We start from the raw sequence: 24,646 nt of genomic DNA on the forward strand, positions 1-24,646 counted from the left end.
GGCGGTTCTACCTCGCGGCGTGACCCTCCCGCCCCGCCAACAATGAAGCCATGCTCATCCTGGCAATCGTTGCGTCCGCGTGCGTGGCCCAGCCGGAAACCGACTGGCGCGAGGCCGAGGCGCCGCTGCTTCGCAACCCGGTGCAACTCACCTTCCGCGAGCAGTTCGTGCGCGCGGGCGAGGCGTACTTCTCGCCCGACGGCGAGTGGGTCATCTTCCAGGCGATCCCCGCGCCGGCGCCGGGTGCCGAGCCCGACCCGTTCTACGCCATGTACGTCGCGAAACTGCGTCGTCAGAACGGGCTGGTCGCCGGGCTCGAGCAGGTGACGCGCATCAGCCCCGCCGGCAGCGCCAACACCTGCGGCTGGTTCCACCCCACCAACCCCGGTGAGGTCATCTTCGGCTCGACCATCGTCCGCCCCGCCGACGAGCAGAAGTCCGGCTTCCAGGTCGGCACGCGCAACTACAAGTGGATGTTCCCCGCCGAGATGGAGATCGTCCGCGCCGAGCCCTTCATGGTGACGGGCGGCGTGCGCGCCCCCGGCGCGGGCGACGCCAAGCGCCCGGCTCGCGTGCCGTCCGAGCCGTCCGAATCGCCCCGCCCGCTGTTCAGCCTGCCCAACTACGACGCCGAATGCTCGTACGACCCGACGGGGCGCTTCGTGCTCTACGCCCACGTGGAAGCCGAGCAGCAGATGGGGCGGGCCGACGCGAACATCTATGTCTACGACACGAAGACGACGGCCCACCACGCCATCGTGACCGCCCCCGGCTACGACGGCGGGCCGTTCTTCTCCCCCGATGGCAAGTGGATCGCCTACCGGTCGGACCGCGCGGGCGACGACCTGCTGCAGTTGTACGTCGCCGAACTGAAGTTCGAGGCCGGGCCCGACGGCGTGCCGGTGCCGGTTGGCATCGCGGCGGAGTATCCGCTCACGCGTAACGAGCATGTGAACTGGTGCCCGTACTGGCACCCGTCGGGCGAGTTCCTGGTGTACGCCACCAGCGAGGTGGGGCACCAGAACTACGAAGTGTTCGCGATCCCCGTGCAGTTCGGGCACCTGCGCGAGGGGAAGGCCGCGCCGGAGGATCTTTACCACATCCGCGTCACGCACGCGCCCGGCGCGGACGTGCTGCCGGCGTTCAGCCCCGACGGCAAACTCATGATGTGGACGAGCCAGCGCGGGCCCAAGGCCGAGGGCGAGCAGCGCCCCAGCAGCCAGCTCTGGATCGCCGAGTGGTCTGGTGGGAAGTCCTTCATGCGGTTCGTCCGACGAGTCCCGCCGACCGCCAAGCCTGTGACGCCGTCCAATCCGCCCGCACCGGAGAGCCCGTGAACGACGGCCTGTTCGAGCCCCTCGCCGCCAAGCACGCCGCACTCGGCGACGCGGAGTTCGACCGGCTGCTCGTGGCGGCGTACGAGCGCGCCGGGCGCACGCTCGACGATCTCGCGTACACGCCCGAGTTCGAGGCCCTGTACGGCGCGGTCGCCGGCGGGTCGGCCGGCGCCGCGCCGACGCGTCGCGACGTGCTGCACCGCCTCCAGAACTTGCGCAAGGCCGGCAAGCTCCCTCGGCTGGGGCGGGGCGCGAGCGAGCCCGTGAAAGTGCTCGACGAGGACGAGCAGACGCTGGCCCGGCTGGTGATTGACGCCGTGGGCACGCTGGGCCAGCGCGATCGCCTGCTCTACGACCCGCGCTTCGACGCCATCGTGCAGCAGTTCAACGCCCGCACAGGGCGCAGCCTCGAGCCGCACGACGTCTGGCGCCTGGTGGCTAGACTGGCGAAGTAGGTCCGGGCCCCCGCCCCGCCACACCGAACACCCCTCACCGAGAGCGTCGCATGACCGAATCCCTCCGCACGCTGCTCACCGGCATCGTGGATTACGCCGGGCTTTTCCCGCCCGCCAAGCTGTCCATGGCGCACAGCGCCGAGGCGTACAACCGCGCACGCATGAGCGAGGACGCCTGGATGCTCGGGCGGTTCGTGTGCCCCGTCTCGCGCCTGGGCGAGTTCGACGCGGCGGGGGCCCAACTGCTGCCCGGAACGCTCGCGACCAGCGGCTACCGCGAGCACGCGGGCGTGTCGGAGCCCTGGCGTCTGTCGGTGCTGGCGGAGGGCACGCCCGATGAGACGCTCGACGCCATCGCGTCGTTCAACTCGCGCCACGACGCCGACGAGGGCGGGCGGGCGATCATCGACTGCGTGGAGATCAAGGTCGCCCAGGCCGCCGACATCGACGCCTGGCTCGACGAGATGCCCGAAGAACTCCTCCCGTTCTTCGAGGTGCCCGCGGGGGTCGCGGGCACGCCGACCGACTGTCGCGGGTTCGTGGCGGCCCTCGCCGGCGAGCGAGCCGCCGCCAAGATCCGCACCGGCGGGGTCATCCCCTCCGCGTTCCCCACGCCCCGCGAGGTCGTCGCGTTCCTGGCCGCCTGCGTCGCGGCCGAGGTGCCCTTCAAGGCGACGGCCGGCCTGCACCACCCTCTCCGCGGCACGTACCCCCTGACGTACGAGCCGGGCAGCCAGACCTGCGGGATGTACGGCTTCGTCAACCTGTTCCTCGCGGCGGCCTTCATCCGCATCAAGGGAATGAACGATTCCGAAACCGCCGAGGTGCTCACGGACGACGACCCCTCACACTTCGCCTGGCTCGACGGCGTGGTGAGTTGGAAAGGGCACGGCCTGGAAACCGGCCAGATCGCCGCCGCCCGCGAGCGCTTCGCCCTCTCGTTCGGGTCGTGTTCGTTCGATGACCCGACGGGCGATCTCCGCCGCCTCGGGTGGATCTAGCACGCGCCCGGTTGGTCGGACGCGCGGGCTGGAAAACGCGGGGACCCCGCCTACACTCCCCTCCCGCTCGACGGGACGAGGGTACCCATGTACGCGATCATCGAAGAATCCGGCTCGCAGCGCAAGGTCGTTTCCGGGGACGAGTTCCTCGCCGATCTCCTGTCCGAGGGGCAGGCCAAGGTGGGCGACGCCGTGACGTTCGACAAGGTGCTGGTCGTCGGCGAGATCGGCGGCACCGCGAAGATCGGCCGCCCGTACGTCGCCGGGGCCAAGGTGACCGCCGAGGTCGTCGAGCCCATGGTGAAGGGCGACAAGGTCCACATCCAGAAGTTCCGCGACAAGAAGACCTGGCAGAAGAAGACCGGGCACCGCCAGCCCTACACCATGGTGAAGGTCACCGGCATCAGCGGCTGAGTGCCCCGCTGACCGCCCCGCCCGCGATGAACTACCCGCGCCCCGGACACTTCTGTCCGGGGCGTGTTCTTTTCGGAGGGTCCAGGCGATGGGGACCGGCGGCACGCCCCTGCTCGTGATCGTCGTCGGCGCGCTGCTCGTGCTCGCGGGCGTGGCGTTGCTCGTGGTCGGGCTCGTCGGGCGCCGTCGCGCGGGGCGCGCCTGCCGCGCGTGCGGGTACGACCTCGGGGCGGGCGTGGGGCTGACGTGCCCGGAGTGCGGGCGCGTACACGCGGGCGAGCGCGAGCTTGTGCCGCGCCGGCGCGTGCGTTGGAAGTGGGTGGTGCTCGGGCTGCTGCTGCTCGTCGCCGGCGCCGGGGCGACGATGGGCTGGCGCCACGTGCGGCGGGCGTTCTACGCCGTCATGCCCGAGTGGCGCGTGCGGGCCTCGCACACGATCGGCGCTTGCACGATCACCCGGTACCGTCCCTTTGACCCCGAGGGCTGGGGCGAGCGGCTCGTCGTGCGGCACGCCGACGCCATCGTCGCCGATATCCAGGATCACCGCGTCGGGTTCGGGAACGACGCGCCCCCCGCCCTCGCGCGCGACGTGACGAATGACGGCGTGCCCGACCTCGTCGTCGAGGGGTACTCGGGCGGCGCGCACTGCTGCTGGACGTACATCGTGATCCAACTCGGCGACGCGCCCCGCGAACTCGCCTCCATCGACGCGCCGGACCCCGGGCGGTTCGAGCTCGACGAGCAGCACGGCCTGGTCGTCTTCCGGGGCACCGATCCGATCTGGAACTACTGGAACGCGAGTTACGCCGCGAGCGCGCGCCCCGACGTCGTCCTGCTCTGGCGCGACGGCGCGTTCCGCCTGGCGCCGCACCTCATGCGCACGCCCGAGCCCGGCGAGGACGCCGTCCGCGCGAGCATCGACCTCGCCCGCGAAGAATCGGCCAGCTCCGGTCAGCCCGCGTTCCTGGAGACCGTGCGCTGGCTGTACGAAGGGCACCCGCGGGTCGCGTGGCGGGTGTACGACGAGGGCTCGCCGGGCATCTCCGCCGAGAGCACCGCTGCGTTTCGGTCCGAGATCGAGCGGACCCTGCGCCAGAGCCGCTACTGGCCGGACCTGCGCGTGCTGACCGGCGGGGAGCCCTAGGCCCCGGGCGCGGGGGGCGGCTCGGCGATCGCCTTCATCGCGTCCTCGGCGCCGGCGAGGATCGCGCCCAGGCGATGGTCCCACAGGTGGCGCTGCGCGACGGTGTCGCGCCCGCGACGGGCGAGCGTTGTCGCCAGCGTCCGATCGGCGAGCAGCGCGTCGACCTGCGCGCGGGCCTGCGCCGGGTCGGCCGCGTCGTAGAGGCGCGCACACTCCGCGAACTCGGCGCGGACCAGCGCCCGATCGTCGGCGACGCACGCGCACCCCGCGCCGAGCCCCAGCAGCAGGCGCTCGCTGAAACTGTGCACGAACTGCGTCGGCCCCCACGCGATGTGCACGCGGGCGCGCGCCAGGCGCTCCGGCAGGTCGGCGTACGCGACCTCGCCCTCGTAGCGGATCGTCCCATCGCACACCTCACCCCACGCGGGCGGGCCGACGACGCTGGTCTCAACGCCCTGCATGGCGCGCACGAGGCGCACGCGCCGTTCGCGGTTCAGCGACGCCGTCACGTACCGCCACACGCGCTGCATGAACAGCCAGTGGTCGCTCGCGTACACGCCCGAGGGCATGCACAACTCGAACGACTGCCCGAACGACGCGAGCGGGCGCTCGAGCATGAACCGGACCATCGCGTCCGCGCCGGGGCGGAGCGATTCGGGGATCGGCGTACGCAGCGCGTCGAGCTCGGCGGGCGTGTGGATCGACCCGGCGATGAGCAGGTCCGTGTCGCGCCCGCCCGCGGCGTGCCCGGGCTCAATGAGCTCGGGCGCCACGAGCGACTCGGGCGGCACGCCGTGCAGGCAGCGCACGGGGCGCAGGTTCGCCCAGCGCAGGCGGAGCAGGTGGGTGTCGTCGACGCACGGCAGCAGCAGGCGGTAGTGGGGGAGCGTCGCGAGCTGGTCGAGCTGCCCCACACTCAGCGCGAACGGGTGATCGACGAAGAACTGGATCATCGCCGTGCGCGCCCGCGGGCGGCCCGCCGCATCCACGCCCGCCCACCGCTTCAGCGTGTCGAGGTTCTGCGCAAAGTTCAGGAACAGGTACACCGCGCCCGACGCCCGCACGTCGCCCGTCGGGTTCACGATCGCCCCGGCACGCGCGAACGCGTCCCCGATCTGCCCGCCCATCGCCGCCAGCAGGCTGTAGCGCGACTCGTACCGCGTGGGAATGAAGACCGCGAGTTTCATCGCCCGCAAGGTAGGCCGGCGCGGGCCCGCGTCTCCCAATACGACAAGCCCCCGCCTTGTTGGGGCGGGGGCTCGTCTCGTGCAGAGGGTCAGCAGTGTGAGGATGGCCAGCGCGACGTGCGCCGGTGCTCAGGCGCGGCGGCGACGGCGCATCGCCACGAGCCCGCCCATCGCCGCCAGGGCCGCGGCCCCGGGGGCGGGCACGGCGTCGACGGTGACGACGGCCTGGACGTTCCCGCCCTGGAGCGAGCCCATGGCCCAGATGGTGTACACGGTGCCGGCCGAGAGGCCCACGCCGGGGACGCTCAGCGCGGTCGCGCCGCCGGCGTCGAGGCGCACCTCGAGGTCGTACGAGCCCGCGGGCACCTCGATGTACCCGCCGCTGGTGCCGAACGAGACGGCGTCGAACAGGGGGTTCACGCCGCCGGCGGCGAAGATGTCGACGGTGGGGACGTCGGGCGAGGCGTGGACGAAGCGGACACGGGCCGCCCCGGGGTTGATGGTGTTGTCGTCCACGAGCACGAGGGGCTGGATGCCGGAGAGGAACCCGATGGCGGCGATGGTGTAGTCGGTGTTCGCGTCGATCATCGCGTTGGCGTTGATGACGACGGGGGCGGGGGCGCCGGTGGGCGTGACCTGGAAGTTGTACATGGCCGTGGGCAGCGCGATGTAGGGAGTCGCCTGGGTGAAGGCGAGGTTGCTGATCGCGGGCATGTCGATGCCGGGCGTGCCGTTGACGAACACGTCGACGTTGGGGGCATCGGGCGAGGCGTGCACGACGCGGACGTCGGCGGCGGCGACGGAGGCGCCCGCGACCAGGGCGAGCACGGAAACGACGGACGGGACAGCGCGCATGGACAGTTCTCCCTTTCCCCACGATCGAAGTGAGACGAGTCCGGATCGTGGAGCACGGCGACACGCCGCACGACCGGCGAGAGGAACATGCGCGCCGGCGCGACGGCGGCAAGCAAACGGGAGGCGCGTGCGCGAGACTTAGCGGACCGTGCGGCTTTTGACGAGGAGCGGCGCGGGCCGTCGGCGCCGCGGCGGCGCGGATCGCCGGGAAGGCGTTCGGGTGAGATGGACGCGATTGCCTTGACGCGGGTCGGTGTCTAGAGTTGGGGCCCCGGGCGGCGCGAGAGCGCTGCGGGGACATCTCAGGCCGTATGAACTACCAAGCCCTGCCCGCGTCCCGTCGCCCGGGAGGCGGGCGGACGGGGAAGACCCGAGGGGCCGGTGGGAGGTTGAACCGATGGGCAAGCGCGAAGTCGTCAACGTATTCAAGATCATGGCCACGGGTGGCGCCGCAACGCCGGCCCCGCCGCTGGGCCCCGTGCTGGGCTCCAAGGGTGTCAACCCGGGCCAGTTCATCCAGAAGTTCAACGCGGCGACGCAGCACGTCAAGGGCAAGACGGTCGGGTGCATCGTCACGGTGTACTCGGACAAGTCGTTCGAGTTCGAGGTGAAGAGCTCCCCGGCGTCGGCGATGATCATCGACGCGGCGGGCATCCCCAAGGGCTCGGGCGTCCCGAACAAGAACAAGGTCGGCAAGATCACCCGGGCGCAGGTCGAGAAGATCGCGCAGGAGAAGATGCAGGACCTGAACGCGCACTCGCTCGAGGCCGCCATGCGGATCATCGAGGGAACCGCCCGATCGATGGGCGTGACGGTGGCCTGAGGACGGCCGGAGCACAAAGAAGGACGTGAGGGCGGCAAAGCCCGCCCCGGAGAACGCGACCCATGCCCGCACGAGTGTCCAAGCGAGCCAAGGCGAACGAGGCGTTGATCCCGACGCAGGCGATCCCCGCGCCGGAGGCCATCACGGCGCTGAAGAAGTTCAAGGGCCCGAAGTTCGATCAGACGGTGAACGTCTGCATGCACCTGAACATCGACCCCGCGCAGGCGGATCAGAACATCCGCGGCGCGATCAGCCTGCCCGCGGGCATCGGCAAGAGCAAGCGCGTGATCGCGTTCTGCACGAGCGACGTGTCGGCGGCGGCGATGGCGGCCGGGGCGATCAAGGCCGGGGGCGAGGAACTGGTCGCCGAGGTGGAGAAGGGGTTCTTCGACTTCGACGTGGCGATCGCGAGCCCGGACATGATGCGCATCGTGTCGAAGCTGGGCAAGGTGCTGGGCCCCAAGGGGCTGATGCCCACGCCCAAGGCGGGCACGGTGACGACCGACGTCCCCAAGGCCGTCAAGGAATATTCGGCCGGCAAGGTCGAGTACCGCGCCGACAAGGCGGGCAACATCCACTCGATCATCGGGAAGCTGAGCTTCGCCGACCAGGCGCTGGTGCAGAACCTCGAGTTCTTCATGCAGGCGATCGAACGGACGCGCCCCGCGACGGTGAAGGGCGAGTTCGTGAAGAAGGTGACGATCAGCGGCGCGATGACGCCCGGTGTGCAGGTGAAGTTCGTGTCGGCCAAGGCCGTTGCGGAGTAAGCGATCATGTCGAAGACGGTCAAGAACATCATCATGCGGGACTACAAGAACCGCATCGCCGGCGGGCGCGACGAGTTTCCCGACGCGACGCTGATCAGCCTGCGCGGGCTGAAGGGCATCGACACGACGAAGCTGCGGGCCGGGCTGGCCCAGAAGCAGATCCGCGTCATCGTCGTCCAGAACGCGCTGGCCCGCAAGACGTTCGAGGGTACGAACCTCGCGCCGCTCGCGGAGCTCATGACCGGGTCGAACGCGATCGCCTACGGCGGGCAGTCCGTCGTCGAGGTGGCGCGCGAGCTCATCGCGGTCCTGGGCAAGAACCCGGCGATCGAGCTCAAGGGCGCCGTGCTCGACGGGATGCTCTTCAAGGGCAAGGCCGGCGTCGAGGAGCTGAGCAAGTTCCCCACGCGCGACGAGGCCATCGGCCAGGTTGTCACGCTCATCGTGAGCCCGGCACGCAAGCTCGTGGGCCAGGTGCAGGGCCCCGGCAGCGCCATCGCGGGGATCATCAAGGCGATCGAAGGCAAGCTGGAGAAGGGCGAGACGATCGCCAAGGCCGGCTGATCTCGGGCGGGCACGCAAGACCACATCCGACGCTCACTGGCCCCTTCGAGGGGGTAAAGGCCGAATGGTTCGGCCCCACTGAGCGCGGCGAATGGACCGGCCCGGGCGTCGTGCCCGGGCGAGAGAAAGGGTTGGACCATGTCGGACTTTGACGCGAAGGTGACGAAACTCGGCGACGAACTCGCGGCCCTCACGCTGAAGGAGGCCGTTGACCTCGGCAAGTACATGAAGGAGAAGTACGGCATCGAGGCCGCCGCGGGCGGGGCCGTGATGATGGCGGCGGCCGGCGGCGGCGGGGCCGCGGCTGCTCCCAAGGCCGAGGAGAAGACCTCGTTCGACGTCATCCTCAAGGCCGCGGGCGACAAGAAGATCCAGGTCATCAAGGTCGTCCGCGAAGCCACGGGCCTGGGCCTGGCGGAGGCCAAGGCGCTGGTCGACGTCCCCGGCAAGCCCATCAAGCAGGGCCTGTCGAAGGAGGACGCCGAGAAGCTCCTCAAGACCCTGCAGGAAAACGGCGCGACGGCCGAACTGGCCTAAGCCGCCGTTCCCGGTCTACCAGGAGGGCCCGCGCCGCCGCGGGCCCTTTTTTCATTCTGACCGCCAGTTGACAGGCGGGGCGGGGTCTGGGCGCGCCACTTGCCAACGGGGGCGCGCGCGGGTACACTTATCGGTTCGACGCGGCACGGGGCGCCTGTGGGTACACCTGTTCACGACTTGAATTTATAGCACCGACTTCCCCTCCTTCCCGGCGGAGACACCGACCGGGGGTGGGGTAGCACTGTCTGCATCGCGAGGTACCGATGACGGCGATGTCTTCGTCTTCTCAGAGCACGATCCGAGTTTTCGCGAAGCGCGGCGACGCGCTCGAGGTCCCCAACCTGACCAAGGTGCAGGAGGACGGCTATCAGCGGTTCCTGCAGTTCGAGCAGGCGCCCGAAGAGCGCGACCCCACCCTCGGGCTCGAGTCGCTGCTGCGCGAGATCTTCCCGATCGAGAGCTACGACGGGACGATGAAGCTCGAGTACATCACCTACGCGCTCGAGGAGCCCCGGTACACCCCCGACGAATGCCGCGAACTGCGCCTCACCTACGGGCGTCCCTTCCGGGTCGGCGTGCGCCTGAAGCGCGAGGGCAAGCCCGAACTGCCCGAAGAGCAGATCTACCTGGGCGAGTTCCCCATCATGATGGGCGGCGGCGAGTTCATCGTGAACGGCGCCGAGCGCGTCATCGTCAGCCAGCTGCACCGCTCGCCGGGCGTGGACTTCTCGATCCTGACCAGCGAGGGCGACCGCCCGCTGCACTCCACCCGCGTCATCCCCGAGCGCGGCTCGTGGATCGAGCTGGAGGTCACGAAGAAGGACGTGCTGGCGATGCGGATCGACCAGAGCACGAAGATCGCCGCGACCACGTTCCTGCGCTGCCTCGATGAGTCCATCGCCGGGACCGACGCGCTCCTGAGCCTCTTCTACGAGGTCTCGGAGATCCGGGCCGACCAGGCGAAGGCCGAGCACTGGGCCGCCGCGGACATCGTGAACCCGGAGACCGGCGAGGTGATCGTCCACGTCGGGCGCCAGCTCGGCGACGCGGCCGAGGCGGTGCAGGCCAGCGACCTCAAGAAGGTGCGGGTGATCGAGAACCCGTCCGACGCGCTCATCCTGAACACGATCGCGGTGGAAGAAGAGAAGCGCGACGTCGAGAACAAGCACTCCGACGCGTTCGCGAACGCGACGGACTACGAGCGTGCCCTGCTGCGGATCTACACGAAGCTGCGCCCGGGCAACCCGCCGCAGATCGAGAAGGCCAAGGCGCTGTTCATCGAGAAGTTCTTCGACGAGAACCGCTACCGGCTGGGGCGCGTGGGTCGCTTCCGGATCAACCGCAAGTTCGACCTCGACACGCCCGAGGACCTCATGTTCATCCGGGGCGAGGACTTCCTGCGGGTGATCCAGTACCTGCTGGACCTGCGCAGCGGCCGTACGGACCCCAAGACGGGGCGTCCGCTGGCGGTGGTCGACGACATCGACCACCTGGGCAACCGGCGTCTGCGGACGCTGGACGAGCTGGCGGTGGAAGAGCTGCGCAAGGGGTTCCTGAAGCTGCGCCGGACGGTGCAGGAGCGCATGAGCGTCAAGGACCCCGAGGAGCTGGTGAAGATCGCGGACCTGGTGAACACGAAGTCGATCTCGTCGGCGATCGACTTCTTCTTCGGGCGCAGCGAGCTGAGCCAGGTCGTGGACCAGACCAACCCGCTGTCGAGCCTGGTGCACGAGCGCCGGCTGTCGGCGCTGGGGCCGGGCGGCCTCAACCGCAAGCGCGCCGGGTTCGAGGTGCGCGACGTGCACATCTCGCACTACGGGCGCATCTGCCCGATCGAGACGCCCGAAGGCACGAACATCGGCCTGATCGCGTCGCTGGGCATCTACGCGTCGATCGACGAGTACGGGTTCCTGCGCACGCCCTACCGCGAGGTGAAGGAAGGCAAGCCCACCGGCAAGATCCTGTACCTGCGCGCCGACGAGGAAATGCGCGCGGTGCTGGCGCCGGCGGACGCGCTGGAGGCGAGCGGACGCCTCAAGAAGGGATCGATCCTGGCGCGGGTGAACGGCGAGCTGGCGCAGGTGGATTCCTCGCAGGCGGACTACCTGGACATCTCGCCCAAGCAGATCGTGGGCATCTCGGCGGCGTTGATCCCGTTCCTGGAGCACGACGACGCGAACCGCGCGCTGATGGGCTCGAACATGCAGCGTCAGGCCGTGCCGCTGATCAAGGTGACGCCCCCGCTGGTGGGCACGGGCATCGAGAAGGCGGTCGGGCACAACAGCGGGATGGTGGTGAAGGCGAAGAACGCCGGGACGGTGACGGCGGTCGACAGCGAGCGGATCATCATCGACAACGCGGACGAGTACGTGCTGCGGAAGTTCGTGGGTCTGAACGAGCGGACGTGCCTGAACCAGAAGCCCGTGGTGAAGCTCGGGCAGGTGGTGGAGAAGGGGCAGGTCCTGGCCGACGGCGCGTCGACGAAGATGGGCGAGCTGGCCATCGGCAAGAACGTGCTGGTCGCGTTCAACACGTTCGACGGGTACAACTTCGAGGACGCGATCGTGATCAACGAGCGTCTGGTGAAGGAGGACGTGTTCACGAGCATCCACATCGACTCGTTCGACGTGGAGATCCGCGAGACGAAGCTTGGGCGCGAGGAGTTCACGCGCGACATCCCGAACGTCAGCGAGAAGATGCTGCGGAACCTCGACGAGTCGGGGATCATCCGCATCGGGGCGCGCGTGGGCCCGGGCGACATCCTGGTGGGCAAGGTGAGCCCCAAGAGCAAGACGGAGCTGACCCCGGAAGAGAAGCTGCTGCACGCGATCTTCGGTCGGGCGGGCGAGGACGTGAAGAACGACTCGCTGGAGGTGCCCGCGGGCGTGGAGGGCGTGGTGATCGGCGCGCGCAAGTTCAGCCGTCGCCTGCACATGAACGAGGAGCAGAAGAAGCAGCTCAAGAAGGACATCTCGGCGTACGAGGCGGAGATGGACGCGAAGCAGATCTCGCTGTTCAAGCAGATGTGCAACGCCATCAACGACGCGGTCGGCACGCCGATGGTCGATCCCAACACCCGCCAGAAGGTGGGCGCGAGCGACATCCCCGAGGTCATCCTCGAGCAGATCCGCACGTTCGACCTGAAGTGGGTGAAGGGCAGCAAGGAGGCCCGCGAGAAGGGCGAGGTGCTGTACCGCCAGTTCTGGCCGCGCGTGATGGCGATCGGCACGGAGAAGGCGCGCAAGACGGCCCACATGAAGCGAGGCGACGAGCTGCCCACGGGCGTGCTCGAGATGGTGAAGGTCTACCTGGCGACCAAGCGCCACCTGTCGGTGGGCGACAAGATGGCCGGACGCCACGGGAACAAGGGCGTGATCGCCCGCATCGTTCCCGAGGAAGAGATGCCGTTCATGGAGGACGGCACGAGCGTCGAGGTGCTGCTGAACCCGCTGGGCGTGCCCAGCCGCATGAACGTCGGGCAGATCCTCGAGACGCACCTGGGGTGGGCGGCGAAGGTGCTGGGGTTCCAGGCGCTCACGCCGGTCTTCGACGGGGCGACCGAGGACGAGGTGCACGCCGAGGTGGAGCGGGCGAACGAGCACGTGACGGCGCGCCTGGCCGAGTGCGAGAAGCTCGGGCAGCCCCCGCACCCCAAGGAACTGCTCGCGCGCATGCCGCGGGGCGGGAAGATCCAGCTCTTCGACGGGCGCACCGGCGAGGCGTTCAACCAGAAGACGACGGTGGGCAGCATGTACCTGCTGAAGCTGCACCACCTCGTGGACGACAAGATCCACGCGCGTGCCACGGGCCCGTACTCGCTCATCACGCAGCAGCCCCTGGGCGGGAAGGCCCGCACCGGCGGGCAGCGCTTCGGCGAGATGGAAGTGTGGGCGCTCGAGGCGTACGGGGCGGCGTACATCCTGCAGGAACTGCTGACGGTGAAGAGCGACGACGTCGAAGGGCGCACGAAGATCTACGAGAGCATGGTGAAGGGCACCAACAAGCTCGAGGCGGGCATGCCCGTCGCGTTCGACGTGCTGTGCAACGAGCTCAAGGGGCTGGGGTTGAACGTGACCCTGGAGAAGAAGAAGGTGGAGGGCGGGAGCCTGCTGTAAGGGCCTTCGCACGGAGTGGGGCGCATGAACGTGCGTGACGACACCGTGGACGCGAAGGCGCGGGCGGATCGGGCGGCGGCGACGATGTGCCTGGCGGCGGCAACGCTGGGCGTGCTCGTCGCGAACGGCGTGGAACTCGCGTCGGGAACATGGTCCTGGCCCGACGCGATCGGTCCCGTGGTGCTGGGGGGTGGGTTGGTCTGGATCCTTTTCACGCGGCGAGTGAATCGCCGTTGACAGTCTGGAGTGTTCAGCGATGGCCGAGACCGTGTACGACCGCGTGAACGACTATTCCGCCGTGAAGATCACCCTGGCGTCGCCCAACGACATCCGGGCGTGGTCGTACGGCGAGGTGAAGAAGCCCGAGACGATCAACTACCGCACGTACCGCCCCGAGAAGGACGGGCTGTTCTGCGAGCGCATCTTCGGGCCCGAGCGCGACTACGAGTGCGCCTGCGGGAAGTACCGCGGGACGAAGTACAAGGGCATCATCTGCGACCGCTGCGGGGTGAAGGTCACGCACTCGCGCGTGCGGCGCAAGCGCATGGGGCACATCAACCTCGCGAGCCCCGTGGTGCACATCTGGTTCTTCAAGAGCATGCCCAGCCGCCTGGGCACGCTCCTGGGCATGAAGACCAGCGACCTCGAGAAGGTCATCTACTACCAGGACTACGTCGTGACCGACGCGGGCGACACCGAACTGAAGTTCAAGCAGATCCTGACCGAGGACGACTTCCGCGCCGCCCAGGACAAGTACGGCAACGCGTTCAAGGCGCTCATGGGCGCCGACGCGATCCGCGAGCTGCTCGAGCGCCTGGACCTGGCGGCGGAGGCGGCGGGCATCCGCAACGACCTCGCCGCGACCAAGAGCAAGCAGAAGATCAAGGACCTGGCCAAGCGCCTCAAGCTCATCGAGCAGATCCGCGGGAGCGAGAACGACCCGACGTGGCTGGTGATGGACGTGGTCCCGGTGATCCCGCCGGACCTGCGCCCGCTGGTGCTGCTGGAGTCGGGCAACTTCGCGACCAGCGACCTGAACGATCTCTACCGGCGCATCATCAACCGGAACAACCGGCTGAAGAAGCTGATGGACCTCAACGCGCCCGAGGTCATCATCCGCAACGAGAAGCGGATGCTGCAGCAGGCGGTGGACGCGCTGTTCGACAACAACCGCTGCCGCCGCCCGGTGCTCGGGTCGTCCAACCGGCCTCTCAAGAGCCTGACGGACATGATCAAGGGCAAGCAGGGGCGCTTCCGCGAGAACCTGCTGGGCAAGCGCGTGGACTACTCGGCGCGCTCGGTGATCGTCGTGGGCCCGGAGCTCAAGCTGAACCAGTGCGGGCTGCCGAAGAAGATCGCGCTGGAGCTGTACCAGCCGTTCATCATCCGCAAGCTGAAGGAGCACGGGCTGGCGGACACGATCAAGAGCGCCAAGCGCATGCTCGAGCGGCGTGACCCGGCGGTGTGGGACATCCTGGAAGAGGTCATCTACCAGCACCCCGTGCTGCTGAACCGGGCGCCGACGCTGCACCGGATGGGCATCCAGGCGTTCGAGCCGGTGCTGGTGGAGGGCAACGCCATCCGCATCCACCCGCTGGTGTGCGGCGGGTTCAACGCGGACTTCGACGGCGACCAGATGGCGGTGCACCTGCCCCTGAGCGTGGAAGCGCAGGCCGAGGCGCACATCCTGATGCTCTCGACGCACAACATCTTCTCGCCGGCGAACGGGAAGCCGATCATCTCGGCGTCGCAGGACATCGTGATGGGGGTGTACTTCATCACGTTCATGGCGCCGGACCCCAAGCCGATCGAGGAGCTGCCGAGCTTCAAGGACCGGATGGAGGCGATCCTGGCGCTGGACCAGCGGAAGATCGGCCCGCACGACAAGATCGTGGTGCGGATCGACGGGTTCGAGGAGATGGTGGAGAAGCAGACGGACCCGACCAAGCCGATGCCGGCGAACAAGCGGATCGTGACGACGGCGGGGCGGTGCCTGTTCGCGGACGTGCTGGCGCCGGGGATGCCGTTCTACAACTGCGCCCTGGGCAAGAAGGGGTGCGCCCGCGTGATCGACGACTGCTACGCGATCGTGGGTCGGGCGGCGACGATCGACCTGCTGGACCGGCTGAAGGAGATGGGGTTCAAGCAGAGCACGCTGGCGGGGCTGTCGTTCGGGATCACGGACCTGCGGATCCCCGAGAAGAAGATGCCGCTGATCGAGGAGTCGCAGAAGAAGGCCGACCGCGTCGAGAAGAGCTTCGACAAGGGCATCATCACGGCGCGCGAACGGTACAACCAGCTGATCGACATCTGGACGCACTGCCGCGAGCAGGTGCAGAAGGAGCTGGTGGAGACGCTCAAGAGCGATCGTCGCGGGGAGGACGGTCGTGAGACGCCGGTGGGCTCGAAGGAAGGGCGCTCGTACCTGAACCCGGTGTACCTGATGATCGACTCGGGTGCGCGCGGCAACATCACGCAGATGCAGCAGCTGGCGGGGATGCGCGGGCTGATGGCCAAGCCGAGCGGGGAGATCATCGAGACGCCGATCCGGGCGAACTTCCGCGAGGGGCTGAACATCCTCGAGTACTTCTCGAGCACGCACGGCGCCCGCAAGGGTCTGGCGGACACGGCGCTCAAGACGGCCGACTCGGGGTACCTCACGCGCAAGCTGTGCGACATCGCGCAGTCGGTGATCATCGGCGAGATCGACTGCGGGAGCCGTCGCGGGATCGTGAAGCGCGCCCTGTACAAGGGCGAGCAGGTCGACGTCCCGCTGCGCGACCAGATCGTTGGCCGCGTGACGGTGAACCCGATCGTGAACCCCAAGACCGACGAGGTGATCGTCAACGAGAACGAGATGATCTCGATCGAGGCGGCGGCCCGCATCGAGAACCTGGGGATCGACGCCGTCATGGTCCGCTCCCCGCTCACCAGCGAGAGCAAGTACGGGTGCTCGGTGCTCGACTACGGGATGGACATGAGCACGGGCAACCTGGTGGAGCCGGGGATGGCCGTGGGCATCATCGCGGCGCAGTCGATCGGCGAGCCGGGCACGCAGCTCACGATGCGCACGTTCCACACGGGCGGCGTGGGGCAGCGTTCGTCGGAGCAGACCAAGTACGACGCGATGAACGCCGGCACGCTCGAGCTGCGCGACGTGAACCCGGTGCCGTCGAAGGACGACGACGGGCACGACTGCGTCGTGGCGCTGAAGCGCAACGGCGAGCTGGCGATCCTCGACGACAAGGGGCGCGAGCTCGAGAAGTTCAAGGTCCCGTACGGCGCGTACATGTACGCGGCCCACGGGGACGAGATCCGCAAGGGGCAGACGATCGTCCGCTGGGATCCGCACCGCACGCCGATCCTGGCCGAGAAGGAGGGCATCGTCCGCTACGTCGACATCGAGGAGAAGGAGACCTTCCGCCTCGAGGACGCCGGGCAGGGGCAGCGCGCGAAGGTGATCATCGAGCACAAGGGCGACCTGCACCCGGCGATCAACATCGTGGACGCGAGCGGGGCGATCCTGGACTTCCACTACCTGCCCGCGCGGGCACGACTGGAGGTCGAGGACGGGCAGGAGATCCGGGCCGGGCAGATGCTCGCCCGCCAGCCCAAGCAGGCGCAGGCCAGCCAGGACATCGTGGGTGGTCTGCCCCGCGTGACGGAGATCTTCGAGGCCCGCAAGCCCAAGGACCCGGCCGTCATGGCCGAGATCTCGGGCAAGGTCGAGATCTTCTCCGACAAGCGCAAGGGCAAGATGACGATCCGCGTCGTGTCGGAGGCGGGGATCGAGAAGGACCACCATGTGCCGAGCGACAAGCAGCTGCTCGTGCACACGGGCGACTACGTGACGGCGGGCGACCCGCTGACGGAGGGCCCGCTGGTTCCCCACGACATCCTGCGGATCAAGGGCGAGGAATCGCTCTGGACGTACATGCTCGACGAGGTGCAGAACGTGTACCGCGCGCAGGGCGTGGGCATCAACGACAAGCACATCGAGCTGATCCTGAGCCAGATGCTGCGCAAGGTGAAGGTCGAGAGCCCGGGCGACACCGACCTGCTCCCGCAGGAGGTGGTCGACAAGTACACCTTCAAGCAGAAGAACCGCGAGATCGAGAAGTACTTCCGCATCAGCGAGGTGGGTGGCACGGAGCTCAAGATGGGCGAGCTCGTGCACCGCGACCAGATCAAGGAAGCCAACGCCCGGGCCGAGGCCGCGGGCAAGGAGGGCGCCAAGGCGCGGCGTGCGAAGCCCGCGACCGGGCGCACGCTGCTGCTGGGCATCACCAAGGCGGCGCTCTCGAGCGATTCATTCCTGTCGGGCGCGTCGTTCCAGGAGTCGACCAAGGTGCTGACGGAGGCGTCGCTCCGCGGTGCGATGGACACGCTCGTGGGCCTCAAGGAGAACGTGCTGCTGGGGCACCTGATCCCCGCGGGCACGGGCTTCCGTCCGTACCAGGAGATCCGCGTCAAGCCGCTCGTCACGATCGAGGACGAGAGCGAGGACGAGATGATGATGCTGGCGGAGGCGAAGGCCGCGGCGGAGGCGCTCGGGGCCGATCGCAACGACACGCTGGGGCAGGCGCCCATCGAGGTGAACACCGCGAACCTGCGCGATGTCATCACGGGGTCGTCGCCGGCGAACAAGCAGGTCTGACCTTGCCCCGTCCCCCGGTGCGGGCGCCCCGGGGGGCGGGATTGCCGCCGCGGCGACCGACGCCGCGGCGTTCGGACGCGCTAGGCGAGGCTCGGGCGGTCGCTGGGGGTCTGCCCCGCGGTGCCGGGGGCCAACGCGCGCGCCCGCGCCGTCCAGCGCCGGGTGTCGGACTCGTTCATGAGGGGCTGGGCCGCCTCGCGCGTCTCGACGAGCCGCGCGACGTACGGCAGGCACAGGCGGCACGACGTGCCGCAGCCGGTCTCGAGCTGCAGCTCGGCGAGTCCGGCGCCCTGGAGGATGCGTTCGAGCAGCTCGGCGAAGAGCACGTCGTGGCAGACGCACTTGGTCACCAGGATCGGGGAGGGGTCGTACATCGCTAGCGCCACTCCGCGGCGTCGGGGACATAGTGCGGGTCGTTTGTCTCGCCCACCGATCCCACCGCGTGGGTGGTGACGCGGATCCACTGGGGGATCGCCCGCACACCGACGACACTTCCATCGGCTCGTGCGGTGTTGGAGCTTCCCGGCTTCGACGGTCCTCGCGCATGACGGAACGCGGTCGTCGGATAGTCGTTGCGGGTCCACCCGGCGCCGTCGAACAACAAGGGCGGGTCGAGCAGCGCGGTGTTGCGCGGCTGCGTGGTGGGGAGGAGCGCGTCCGCGAAGACGAACAGGTCGGCGGGCCGCTGGATCTCGAAGAGGCGTCGCCAGGGGCGCCGGCTGATCTGATCCGCCCATCCGGGTGTGCGCGAGGGGCACAAGTAATACCCGTTGTAGCCGTACGTGCTCGTGGGCTGCGCGAATCCCCCTTGCGGGCGGTACGAGCCCCAGGGCTGCGAGGGGCATTCGAAGACGGAGTTGCGCGCGAGCTCGGCGCCCATGTAGGGGGCGATGAATCCCCGCTCGTAGCGGACTTCCTGCAGCGGCCCGCCCACGGCGCCCCACCAGTAGACGGGGTTGCCCGAGCCGATGTCGGCCTCGCTCCAGTAGGCGAGCGGCATGGCGCGGTCGCGGAAGTCGTTGGCGTAGGCGGTCCAGGCGGTGACGAGCTGGCGCGTGTTCGAGAGGCACGCCGCGGCCCGTCCGGCCTCCCGCGCCCCGCGGAGCGTGGGGAGCAGGATGGCCAGCAGCAGCGCGATGATCGCGGTGCACACGAGCGCCTCGATGAGCGAGAAGGCGCGTCGCGTCATGGCGTCACCGGGGCGGCGGGGGTGCGGACGGGAAGTCGGACGCGGGTGATGAGCCAGGCGCGGTCGGCGGCGTCCGTCACGCCGCTGGCGTCGAGATCGCGCATGCCAAGGCCCGTCTCCCACGCGTACAGGTCGTCGATCGTGGACGAGCCGTCGGCGTTGAGGTCGAGCGTGCCCGCCGGGATGCCCAGCGCGCCCAGCCCGCCCGCGCCGGTGGCGAAGAGCATGAGCCCGCCCGCGGCGGGCGACGCGCCGATGCCCGGGTGCGAGGCGCGCACGAACGACGGGGCGGAGGGGTGCTCCGAGAGGTCGAGCAGGAGCAGATCGGACGGATGGGTGTTGGCGGCGCCGGTGCCGGGCACGCCGCACGCGGCGAGCGTCGATCCGGCGAACTCGAAGACGACGGGCTGGTTCGACCAGCCGCCGACGCGCAGGTACTCGCCGGGATCGATCGTGCCGTCGTGATCGGCATCGACCCACGAGTCGAGCGCGGAGTCCCAGACGGTGGCGACGGTCGCGCCGGCGTCGGCGTACAGGCGCACCGATGGCACGCTGCCGAAGCCGGAAATGCCGCCCGAGAGCAGGATGCGCCCGCCGGGCAGCAATGCGGGAATGGCGGAGGTGCGGCTCGCGGGCGCGGACCAGACGAGCGTGCCCGAGCAGGCGTCGAGCTTGACGAGGTTGGAGTTGGTGAGGCCGCCGAAAAAGGCGTACGAGGCGGCGAAGACGTGCGGGTGCTCGCCCGGCGCGTCGGGCTCGCGGATGCTGAGCCCGCCGAAGAAGCCGGCGTCGAGCACGTTCTGGAAGGACCAGGCGGGGCAGGGCTGGCCATCGGCGAAGGCGGGGAACGCGCGCACGATGCCCGGGCCCTCGCCCTCTTCGCCGGGGGTCGAGACGTAGACCAGGCCGACGCCGCCGCGTGCGAGCGGGAGGTACGCGGGCGTGTTGCCGGATGATGCGCCGATGGGCGCGCTCCAGAGGAGTTCGCCGGGGGTCTGGGGCTCGCCGTGCTCGTTGAGGTCGTCGAGGCGGAGGCAGTGGAGCGAGGCGGCGTCGCCGAAGCCGTCGTAGTCGGTGATGAACACGCGGGCCGTGCCGGGGCCTTCGTCCACAACGAGCGGCGATGCGTTGACAACGGGGCGCGGGAGTTGGGTCTTCCAAAGGACGACGCCGTCGTTCAGGCGCAGGGCGGCGACTTCCGAGCCGGAGGCGATGACGACCAGCGCCCGCGCCGCATCGATCGCGGGGGTGCTGAAGGAATCAAGCGAGGGCGCGTCGATGGGGGTTGACCATCGCGGCTCGCCCGTGTCGGCCGCGAAGGCGAGCGCGTACGGCGCGCCCGGAGGCTCGCCGGGGCGCGAGACGCGCCCGACGCCGATGACGAGGCTTGCCTGACCCTCGCCCGCGACGACCATGCCGGCGTTCGGGATGAACCAGACCGGCGAGCCCGTGTCGTCGGCAGAAGCGGTCCAGCGTCGGGGCGTGAGGGGCGGCGCGGGGCGATGAACGAGCGCGGCGCGGGACGGGCCTCCGGCCAGCCCGGGCCACGCGTCGGACGCGCCCGATTGCGCGCCCGCGTGCCCGGAGAAAGCCCAGAGCGCTGCGGCAGCAGCGCTCGAGGCCGCCCTAACTCTTCCGCCGTGTGTACGCACAACCGCGTGCCACGCCTTTCGACGGGGCGCGCGTGCTCACTCTCCAACTTCAGAGCCCGCGGCGTCGCCCGCGCAAGAGCGGGAGCACGCCGAGGAGAATCGCGGAGGACGGGGACGGGATGGGCGAGACGTCGGAGATCGCGTCGATCTCGAACGCCGCGGGAGACGTGGAGACGTTGATGATGCGGACGTAGCGGGCGGAGGCAAGGCCCGACCCGGCGAGATCGAAGCCGGTGCCGCCGCCGGAGCCGGCGTACCCGGCGATGAGTTCGGCGAACGTGCGCCCGCGGGGGTCGAAGGTGGGATCGACCGGGCGGGTGAAATCGGTGAGCACCTGCCCGGGGGCAGGGGCGTAGGCGTCGGTGAGGTCGAGGAAGCCGAGCGTGGGGAAGAGGGCGTCGGCGCCTGGGCCGAGGGTGCGCCAGTCGATGAAGTCGTTTGAGACCTGGACGACGGGCGCGACGCCGACGCCGAAGAGGGCGCCGTCGGGGCGGACCTGGCCCGCGGGGAAGGCGGCGTCGATGAATCCGGCGTTACCAAACACGATGAGATCGAGGCCGAAGGGGTTGTTTGGGTCGTCGACGATGGGCTCGTCGAACTCGAGGACGAGCTGCCCGCCCGCGCCGATGGAGACGATCTCGTCGGAGCCGAAGGCCGGGTTGAAGGGCGTGATGGCGCCGGGGAAGCCGAGCTCCTCACCCGTGAACCGCTCGGGCGCGCCCAGGGCGCGCGCGGGGAAGTTGTACCCGGGAACGGCGCCGGCGCCGGAAACGAAGCCGACCACGTGATCGGCGTAGGGGTCTGGCTCCCCCATCCGCGCCCACGCGGGCAGCGCGCTCGTGGTGAGGACCATCGACGCAACCGCCCGCACCAGCGTGCTCGGGCGGGCAGCCGGCGCACATCCGGCGGCCGGGCGCCCGCTCGAAACTCCGAAGTACCGCACTCCGCACTCCATCCGCGACCGCGGCGTCATCCCGAATCGCGCGGGATGATCCCTGCCGAAGGTACGAGCCGCTCGCGGAATAGACGGGGGTGGCCCGGCGCAGGGACAGACGCCGAACCGCTCCGCCGGCGCCCTTGCCCAAAGCCGGTGAAACCGGCCCCGGGCCCGCGAGGGCCCAACAGCACACAGCCATCGGCAGGTCTTCCGGCTTCGGGCTCGGCGGGTCGCCTTCCCGGGGTGGTCGAGGTCTCGTACCTCGCTCAACCCAGTGGCTGAGGCCGGCCGAAGCCAGCCCCGTGACCCGCGTCTTCACCCGTTACGGCGGCGCGTCCGCGGTGGATTTTCACCACGCTTCCCTTTTCACCCGAGAGGCGTTCAGGCCGCCCGGGCACCGACAGCACGAAGAGCATACCCGTCTGGGGAATGTTCCGCAACCACGATTTTCACCGCAGGAATGGCACCGCCGCCGGGCGAGCCCGGCGGCGGCGAGGAACCTGCGAGGCGTGTCGCGGTCATTACGGGCACGGGCCGCCGGCGACGACATCGGTCAGCGACGCGATGTCGTCCTGGTCGGTGTTGCCGTCGGTGTTGAAGTCCGGGTCGATGCCGGTGGGGTTCGATCCCCCGCCGATGACGTCGGTGAGGTAGGCGATGTCGTCCTGATCGACGTTGCCGTCGCCGTTGAGGTCCGGGCAGCACGAGACGACGACGGTGACGGGGCTGGTCGTGAAGTTGCCGCAGGCGTTCGCCACGCGGCAGGTGTAGATGCCCGAATCACCCTGGGTGGCGGCGTCGACGACGAGCGTGCGCGTCAGGGCGGTGGGGTTGTCGGCGGGGTTGACGGGCGCGGCGTTGCGACGCCACTGGTAGGTCAGCCCCGCACTGTCGCCCGCGACGCCGACATCCAGCACGAGCTGCGAGCCGGTGCACACGAACGTGTCGCTCGGGGGCGAGACGAGATCAAGGCAGGGGATCGCGAGCGAGAGTCGCACGCGGGTGGGATCCCGCGGCACGAGCACGCCCGGGACAGCGACCACGCCCTCGCTCTCGGCCGGCACGACGCCGCTCTGCACGACCGCGCCGGACGCGATGTCCGTCACCGTCCAGTCGACGGGCGTGCCCTCGATGGGGCGGAACTGTGCGACCTTGCGCGGGATGACGTCTGTCTTGATGCGCGGGACCGGGGCGTTGTCGATGGCGACGCCCGAGAGTCCGGTGGCGTAGAGGGTGGCGCCCCAGGTGGTGGGGGTGTCGGTGACGCCGGTCCACTCGAAATAGCCCTCCCACGTGCCCCAGGGGTCGCCGAGGTTCGGGTTGCCGTTGCCGGGGTCGGGCTGGCGCGAGAGGGGCGTGGCGGGGTCGTGGTCGGCGTTGAAGAAGCCGGGGTAGGACTGGTTGGCGCGGTAGGTGTCGACGAGGTACTGGGCCGACGGGCGCACGGTGCGGACGGGGGCGACCCACTGGCCGATGTCGGGGCCGGGGGTGGGCTGCTCGGTGGTCCAGAGTTCGATGCCGTGCTCGCGTTCGTCCCAGGCGATCATGGTGCCGCAGCGCGAGTCGTTGATGTCGTCGAGGATGTCGCGCATGGAGGAGTTCCAGGCGGCGGCGGTGGCGACGTCGCGCTTGCCGAAGTACATGCGGGTGAAGGGGAAGTCGCGCTGCGTCGCGGAGATGCGGGTGGACGCGGTGAAGAAGTCAACGACGCGGACGGGATCGCCGTCGGGCCCGAGGACATTGCTCGCGAGGTTCTGGTCGTTGGTGCCGCGGAGGAAGTTCTCGTCGCCGGTGCTGCCCGAGGGCAGGTTGAGGGCCGGGGTGTAGCAGACGGCGGCGCAGAACCGCTCGGGGCGGAGGCGGGTGAGGTGCGACGTGCCGCGACCGCCGCCGCTGTGCCCGATCATGGCGACGCGGGTGGGGTCGAGGTCGTAGGGGGATTGCGGGCTGAGAAGCCAGTCGAGGATCCAGTGCACGCGCCGCTGGGTGAAGTTCACGACGGTCTCGCCGTCGAGCGGCGGGACGCGCGGGAGCGAGTCGAAGGGATCAACCGAGGTGACGTAGCCGAGCCACGAGGTGTTCGAGCGGACGAGGCTGCCCTCGATGTTGGCGTAGAACGAGTCGTCGGGCGCGACGACGATGCCGTCGGTGAGCGGCAGCGAGATGGGCGCCCGCGCGGGAACGCCCGGGAGGAACAGCTCGTACTCGCCCCCGCCGCCGTGCATCGCAAAGACGCACGACAGGTCCTGGTTGGGCGGGGCGACGATGGGGCGCGCCACGGCGAAGACGTGCGGCACGCCGTTCTTGGCGGCGTTCGCGAGCACGGGGATGTCGGGCCGGGCGTTTGTGTGGTCGTCGCGTCCTTCGGCCCACACGACGAACGCGGTGTACGGGAAGCCGCCCGGCGTGAAGCCGTCGAACTGCGGGTGCGGGCGGATGGCGTCGCCGACGGGGTCGTACATGAAGGCGGCGGCGGTGCTGTTGCCGGCGTTCACCGTCGTCGAACCGGTGTCGACCACCGCGAAGAACAGGTTGCCGCTGGACCGGGGCGTGTACGCGAAGGCGCCCTCGTCGGGCGCGAGGCGGTACGTGCCGCCCGCGGGCGTGGGCAGGAGGAGCCGGGCGGCCGGGTTCAACTCCGTGAGGCGTGCGCCGGTGTACTCGGGGTAGAAGAGCCGTCCGACCCGGTCCATGTTCGCGACGTTGACCTGCGCCGCGACGGAGGCGTAGACCTCGACGGTGTCCGTCGGGGCGGCCGGCGGCGCGGTGAACTGCCAGACGACGAACACCTGGCCCTCCGCGTACCACGAGCGGACGTTGAAGGGCTGGGCCTCCGCCGCGCCGGCGAAGGCGGCGAGCGCGAGTGCGACCGATGCGATCCGATTCCGTTGCATGCTGCACCATCCTCTGTTCGAGCAGCGCCCCGGCGGCCTCGCGAAGGTCCGGAAACCTCCCCGACGGGGCGTTGCGTGACGGGATGGTGAACGCCGGTGCGTGCCCGATATTGTCGCG

The 24,646-nt window shown here is 69.6% G+C and carries 19 protein-coding genes and 1 riboswitch; of the genes, 12 read left to right on the forward strand and 7 right to left on the reverse strand.

The window, feature by feature from the left end:
- The first annotated feature begins 50 nt into the window (after nucleotides 1–50).
- From SFY69_12560 to SFY69_12580, 5 genes are all read left to right on the forward strand, one after another.
- Complete coding sequence (locus SFY69_12560) at nucleotides 51–1,337, forward strand: hypothetical protein (protein ID MDX2132874.1); 1,287 nt, start codon at nucleotides 51–53, stop codon at nucleotides 1,335–1,337.
- A complete protein-coding gene (locus SFY69_12565) occupies nucleotides 1,334–1,792 on the forward strand; it encodes a hypothetical protein (protein ID MDX2132875.1) in 459 nt (152 codons plus the stop codon). The genes SFY69_12560 and SFY69_12565 overlap by 4 nt, the downstream gene beginning before the upstream one ends.
- 50 nt (nucleotides 1,793–1,842) lie before the next feature.
- On the forward strand, nucleotides 1,843–2,793 hold the full coding sequence (locus SFY69_12570) for a hypothetical protein (protein ID MDX2132876.1): 951 nt from the start codon (nucleotides 1,843–1,845) through the stop codon (nucleotides 2,791–2,793).
- Between the two features lie 87 nt (nucleotides 2,794–2,880).
- A complete protein-coding gene (rplU, locus tag SFY69_12575; protein ID MDX2132877.1) occupies nucleotides 2,881–3,207 on the forward strand; it encodes a 50S ribosomal protein L21 in 327 nt (108 codons plus the stop codon).
- An 88-nt stretch (nucleotides 3,208–3,295) separates the two neighbouring features.
- A complete protein-coding gene (locus SFY69_12580; protein MDX2132878.1) occupies nucleotides 3,296–4,351 on the forward strand; it encodes a hypothetical protein in 1,056 nt (351 codons plus the stop codon).
- Here the strand turns inward: SFY69_12580 and SFY69_12585 are convergent.
- Both SFY69_12585 and SFY69_12590 read right to left on the reverse strand, forming a co-directional pair.
- Nucleotides 4,348–5,538 carry a glycosyltransferase gene (locus tag SFY69_12585; GenBank protein MDX2132879.1) on the reverse strand — a complete coding sequence of 397 codons (1,191 nt, stop codon included), beginning with the start codon at nucleotides 5,536–5,538 and terminating at the stop codon, nucleotides 4,348–4,350. The genes SFY69_12580 and SFY69_12585 overlap by 4 nt on opposite strands.
- 129 nt (nucleotides 5,539–5,667) lie before the next feature.
- Complete coding sequence (locus tag SFY69_12590) at nucleotides 5,668–6,393, reverse strand: DUF4397 domain-containing protein (GenBank protein MDX2132880.1); 726 nt, start codon at nucleotides 6,391–6,393, stop codon at nucleotides 5,668–5,670.
- Nucleotides 6,394–6,790: 397 nt separating this feature from the next.
- Between SFY69_12590 and rplK the strand changes: the two genes are divergently transcribed.
- From rplK to rpoC, 7 genes are all read left to right on the forward strand, one after another.
- A complete protein-coding gene (rplK, locus tag SFY69_12595) occupies nucleotides 6,791–7,216 on the forward strand; it encodes a 50S ribosomal protein L11 (GenBank protein ID MDX2132881.1) in 426 nt (141 codons plus the stop codon).
- Between the two features lie 62 nt (nucleotides 7,217–7,278).
- Nucleotides 7,279–7,983 carry a 50S ribosomal protein L1 gene (gene rplA / locus SFY69_12600; GenBank protein MDX2132882.1) on the forward strand — a complete coding sequence of 235 codons (705 nt, stop codon included), beginning with the start codon at nucleotides 7,279–7,281 and terminating at the stop codon, nucleotides 7,981–7,983.
- A gap of 6 nt (nucleotides 7,984–7,989) precedes the next feature.
- The gene (rplJ, locus tag SFY69_12605) at nucleotides 7,990–8,547 is read left to right on the forward strand and encodes a 50S ribosomal protein L10 (protein ID MDX2132883.1); all 558 of its coding nucleotides are present in this window, start codon (nucleotides 7,990–7,992) and stop codon (nucleotides 8,545–8,547) included.
- Nucleotides 8,548–8,685: 138 nt separating this feature from the next.
- Complete coding sequence (rplL, locus tag SFY69_12610) at nucleotides 8,686–9,084, forward strand: 50S ribosomal protein L7/L12 (protein ID MDX2132884.1); 399 nt, start codon at nucleotides 8,686–8,688, stop codon at nucleotides 9,082–9,084.
- A gap of 272 nt (nucleotides 9,085–9,356) precedes the next feature.
- Nucleotides 9,357–13,199, forward strand: a complete 3,843-nt coding sequence (rpoB, locus tag SFY69_12615) for a DNA-directed RNA polymerase subunit beta (GenBank protein MDX2132885.1) — start codon at nucleotides 9,357–9,359, stop codon at nucleotides 13,197–13,199.
- 24 nt (nucleotides 13,200–13,223) lie between these two features.
- Nucleotides 13,224–13,436 (forward strand): hypothetical protein, encoded by a 213-nt coding sequence (locus tag SFY69_12620; GenBank protein MDX2132886.1) that lies wholly within the window; start codon nucleotides 13,224–13,226, stop codon nucleotides 13,434–13,436.
- Between the two features lie 19 nt (nucleotides 13,437–13,455).
- Nucleotides 13,456–17,856, forward strand: a complete 4,401-nt coding sequence (rpoC, locus tag SFY69_12625) for a DNA-directed RNA polymerase subunit beta' (protein MDX2132887.1) — start codon at nucleotides 13,456–13,458, stop codon at nucleotides 17,854–17,856.
- Between the two features lie 80 nt (nucleotides 17,857–17,936).
- Here the strand turns inward: rpoC and SFY69_12630 are convergent, their stop codons facing one another.
- From SFY69_12630 to SFY69_12650, 5 genes are all read right to left on the reverse strand, one after another.
- Nucleotides 17,937–18,230, reverse strand: a complete 294-nt coding sequence (locus SFY69_12630; protein ID MDX2132888.1) for a hypothetical protein — start codon at nucleotides 18,228–18,230, stop codon at nucleotides 17,937–17,939.
- Nucleotides 18,231–18,232: 2 nt separating this feature from the next.
- Nucleotides 18,233–19,045: a DUF1559 domain-containing protein gene (locus SFY69_12635; GenBank protein ID MDX2132889.1), complete on the reverse strand. Its 813-nt coding sequence runs from the start codon at nucleotides 19,043–19,045 to the stop codon at nucleotides 18,233–18,235.
- Nucleotides 19,042–20,697, reverse strand: a complete 1,656-nt coding sequence (locus SFY69_12640) for a PQQ-binding-like beta-propeller repeat protein (GenBank protein MDX2132890.1) — start codon at nucleotides 20,695–20,697, stop codon at nucleotides 19,042–19,044. Before SFY69_12640 ends, SFY69_12635 begins: the two co-directional genes overlap by 4 nt.
- Before the next feature lie 49 nt (nucleotides 20,698–20,746).
- Nucleotides 20,747–21,550 carry a hypothetical protein gene (locus tag SFY69_12645; protein ID MDX2132891.1) on the reverse strand — a complete coding sequence of 268 codons (804 nt, stop codon included), beginning with the start codon at nucleotides 21,548–21,550 and terminating at the stop codon, nucleotides 20,747–20,749.
- A 266-nt stretch (nucleotides 21,551–21,816) separates the two neighbouring features.
- Nucleotides 21,817–22,051: riboswitch (cobalamin riboswitch) on the reverse strand.
- Nucleotides 22,052–22,155: 104 nt separating this feature from the next.
- Nucleotides 22,156–24,528, reverse strand: coding sequence for an immunoglobulin domain-containing protein (locus SFY69_12650; GenBank protein MDX2132892.1), 2,373 nt, complete (start codon nucleotides 24,526–24,528; stop codon nucleotides 22,156–22,158).
- Between the last annotated feature and the right edge of the window lie 118 nt (nucleotides 24,529–24,646).

This window comes from Planctomycetota bacterium (assembly GCA_033763975.1).
In the GTDB taxonomy this organism is placed as follows: Bacteria; Planctomycetota; Phycisphaerae; order Phycisphaerales; family UBA1924; genus RI-211.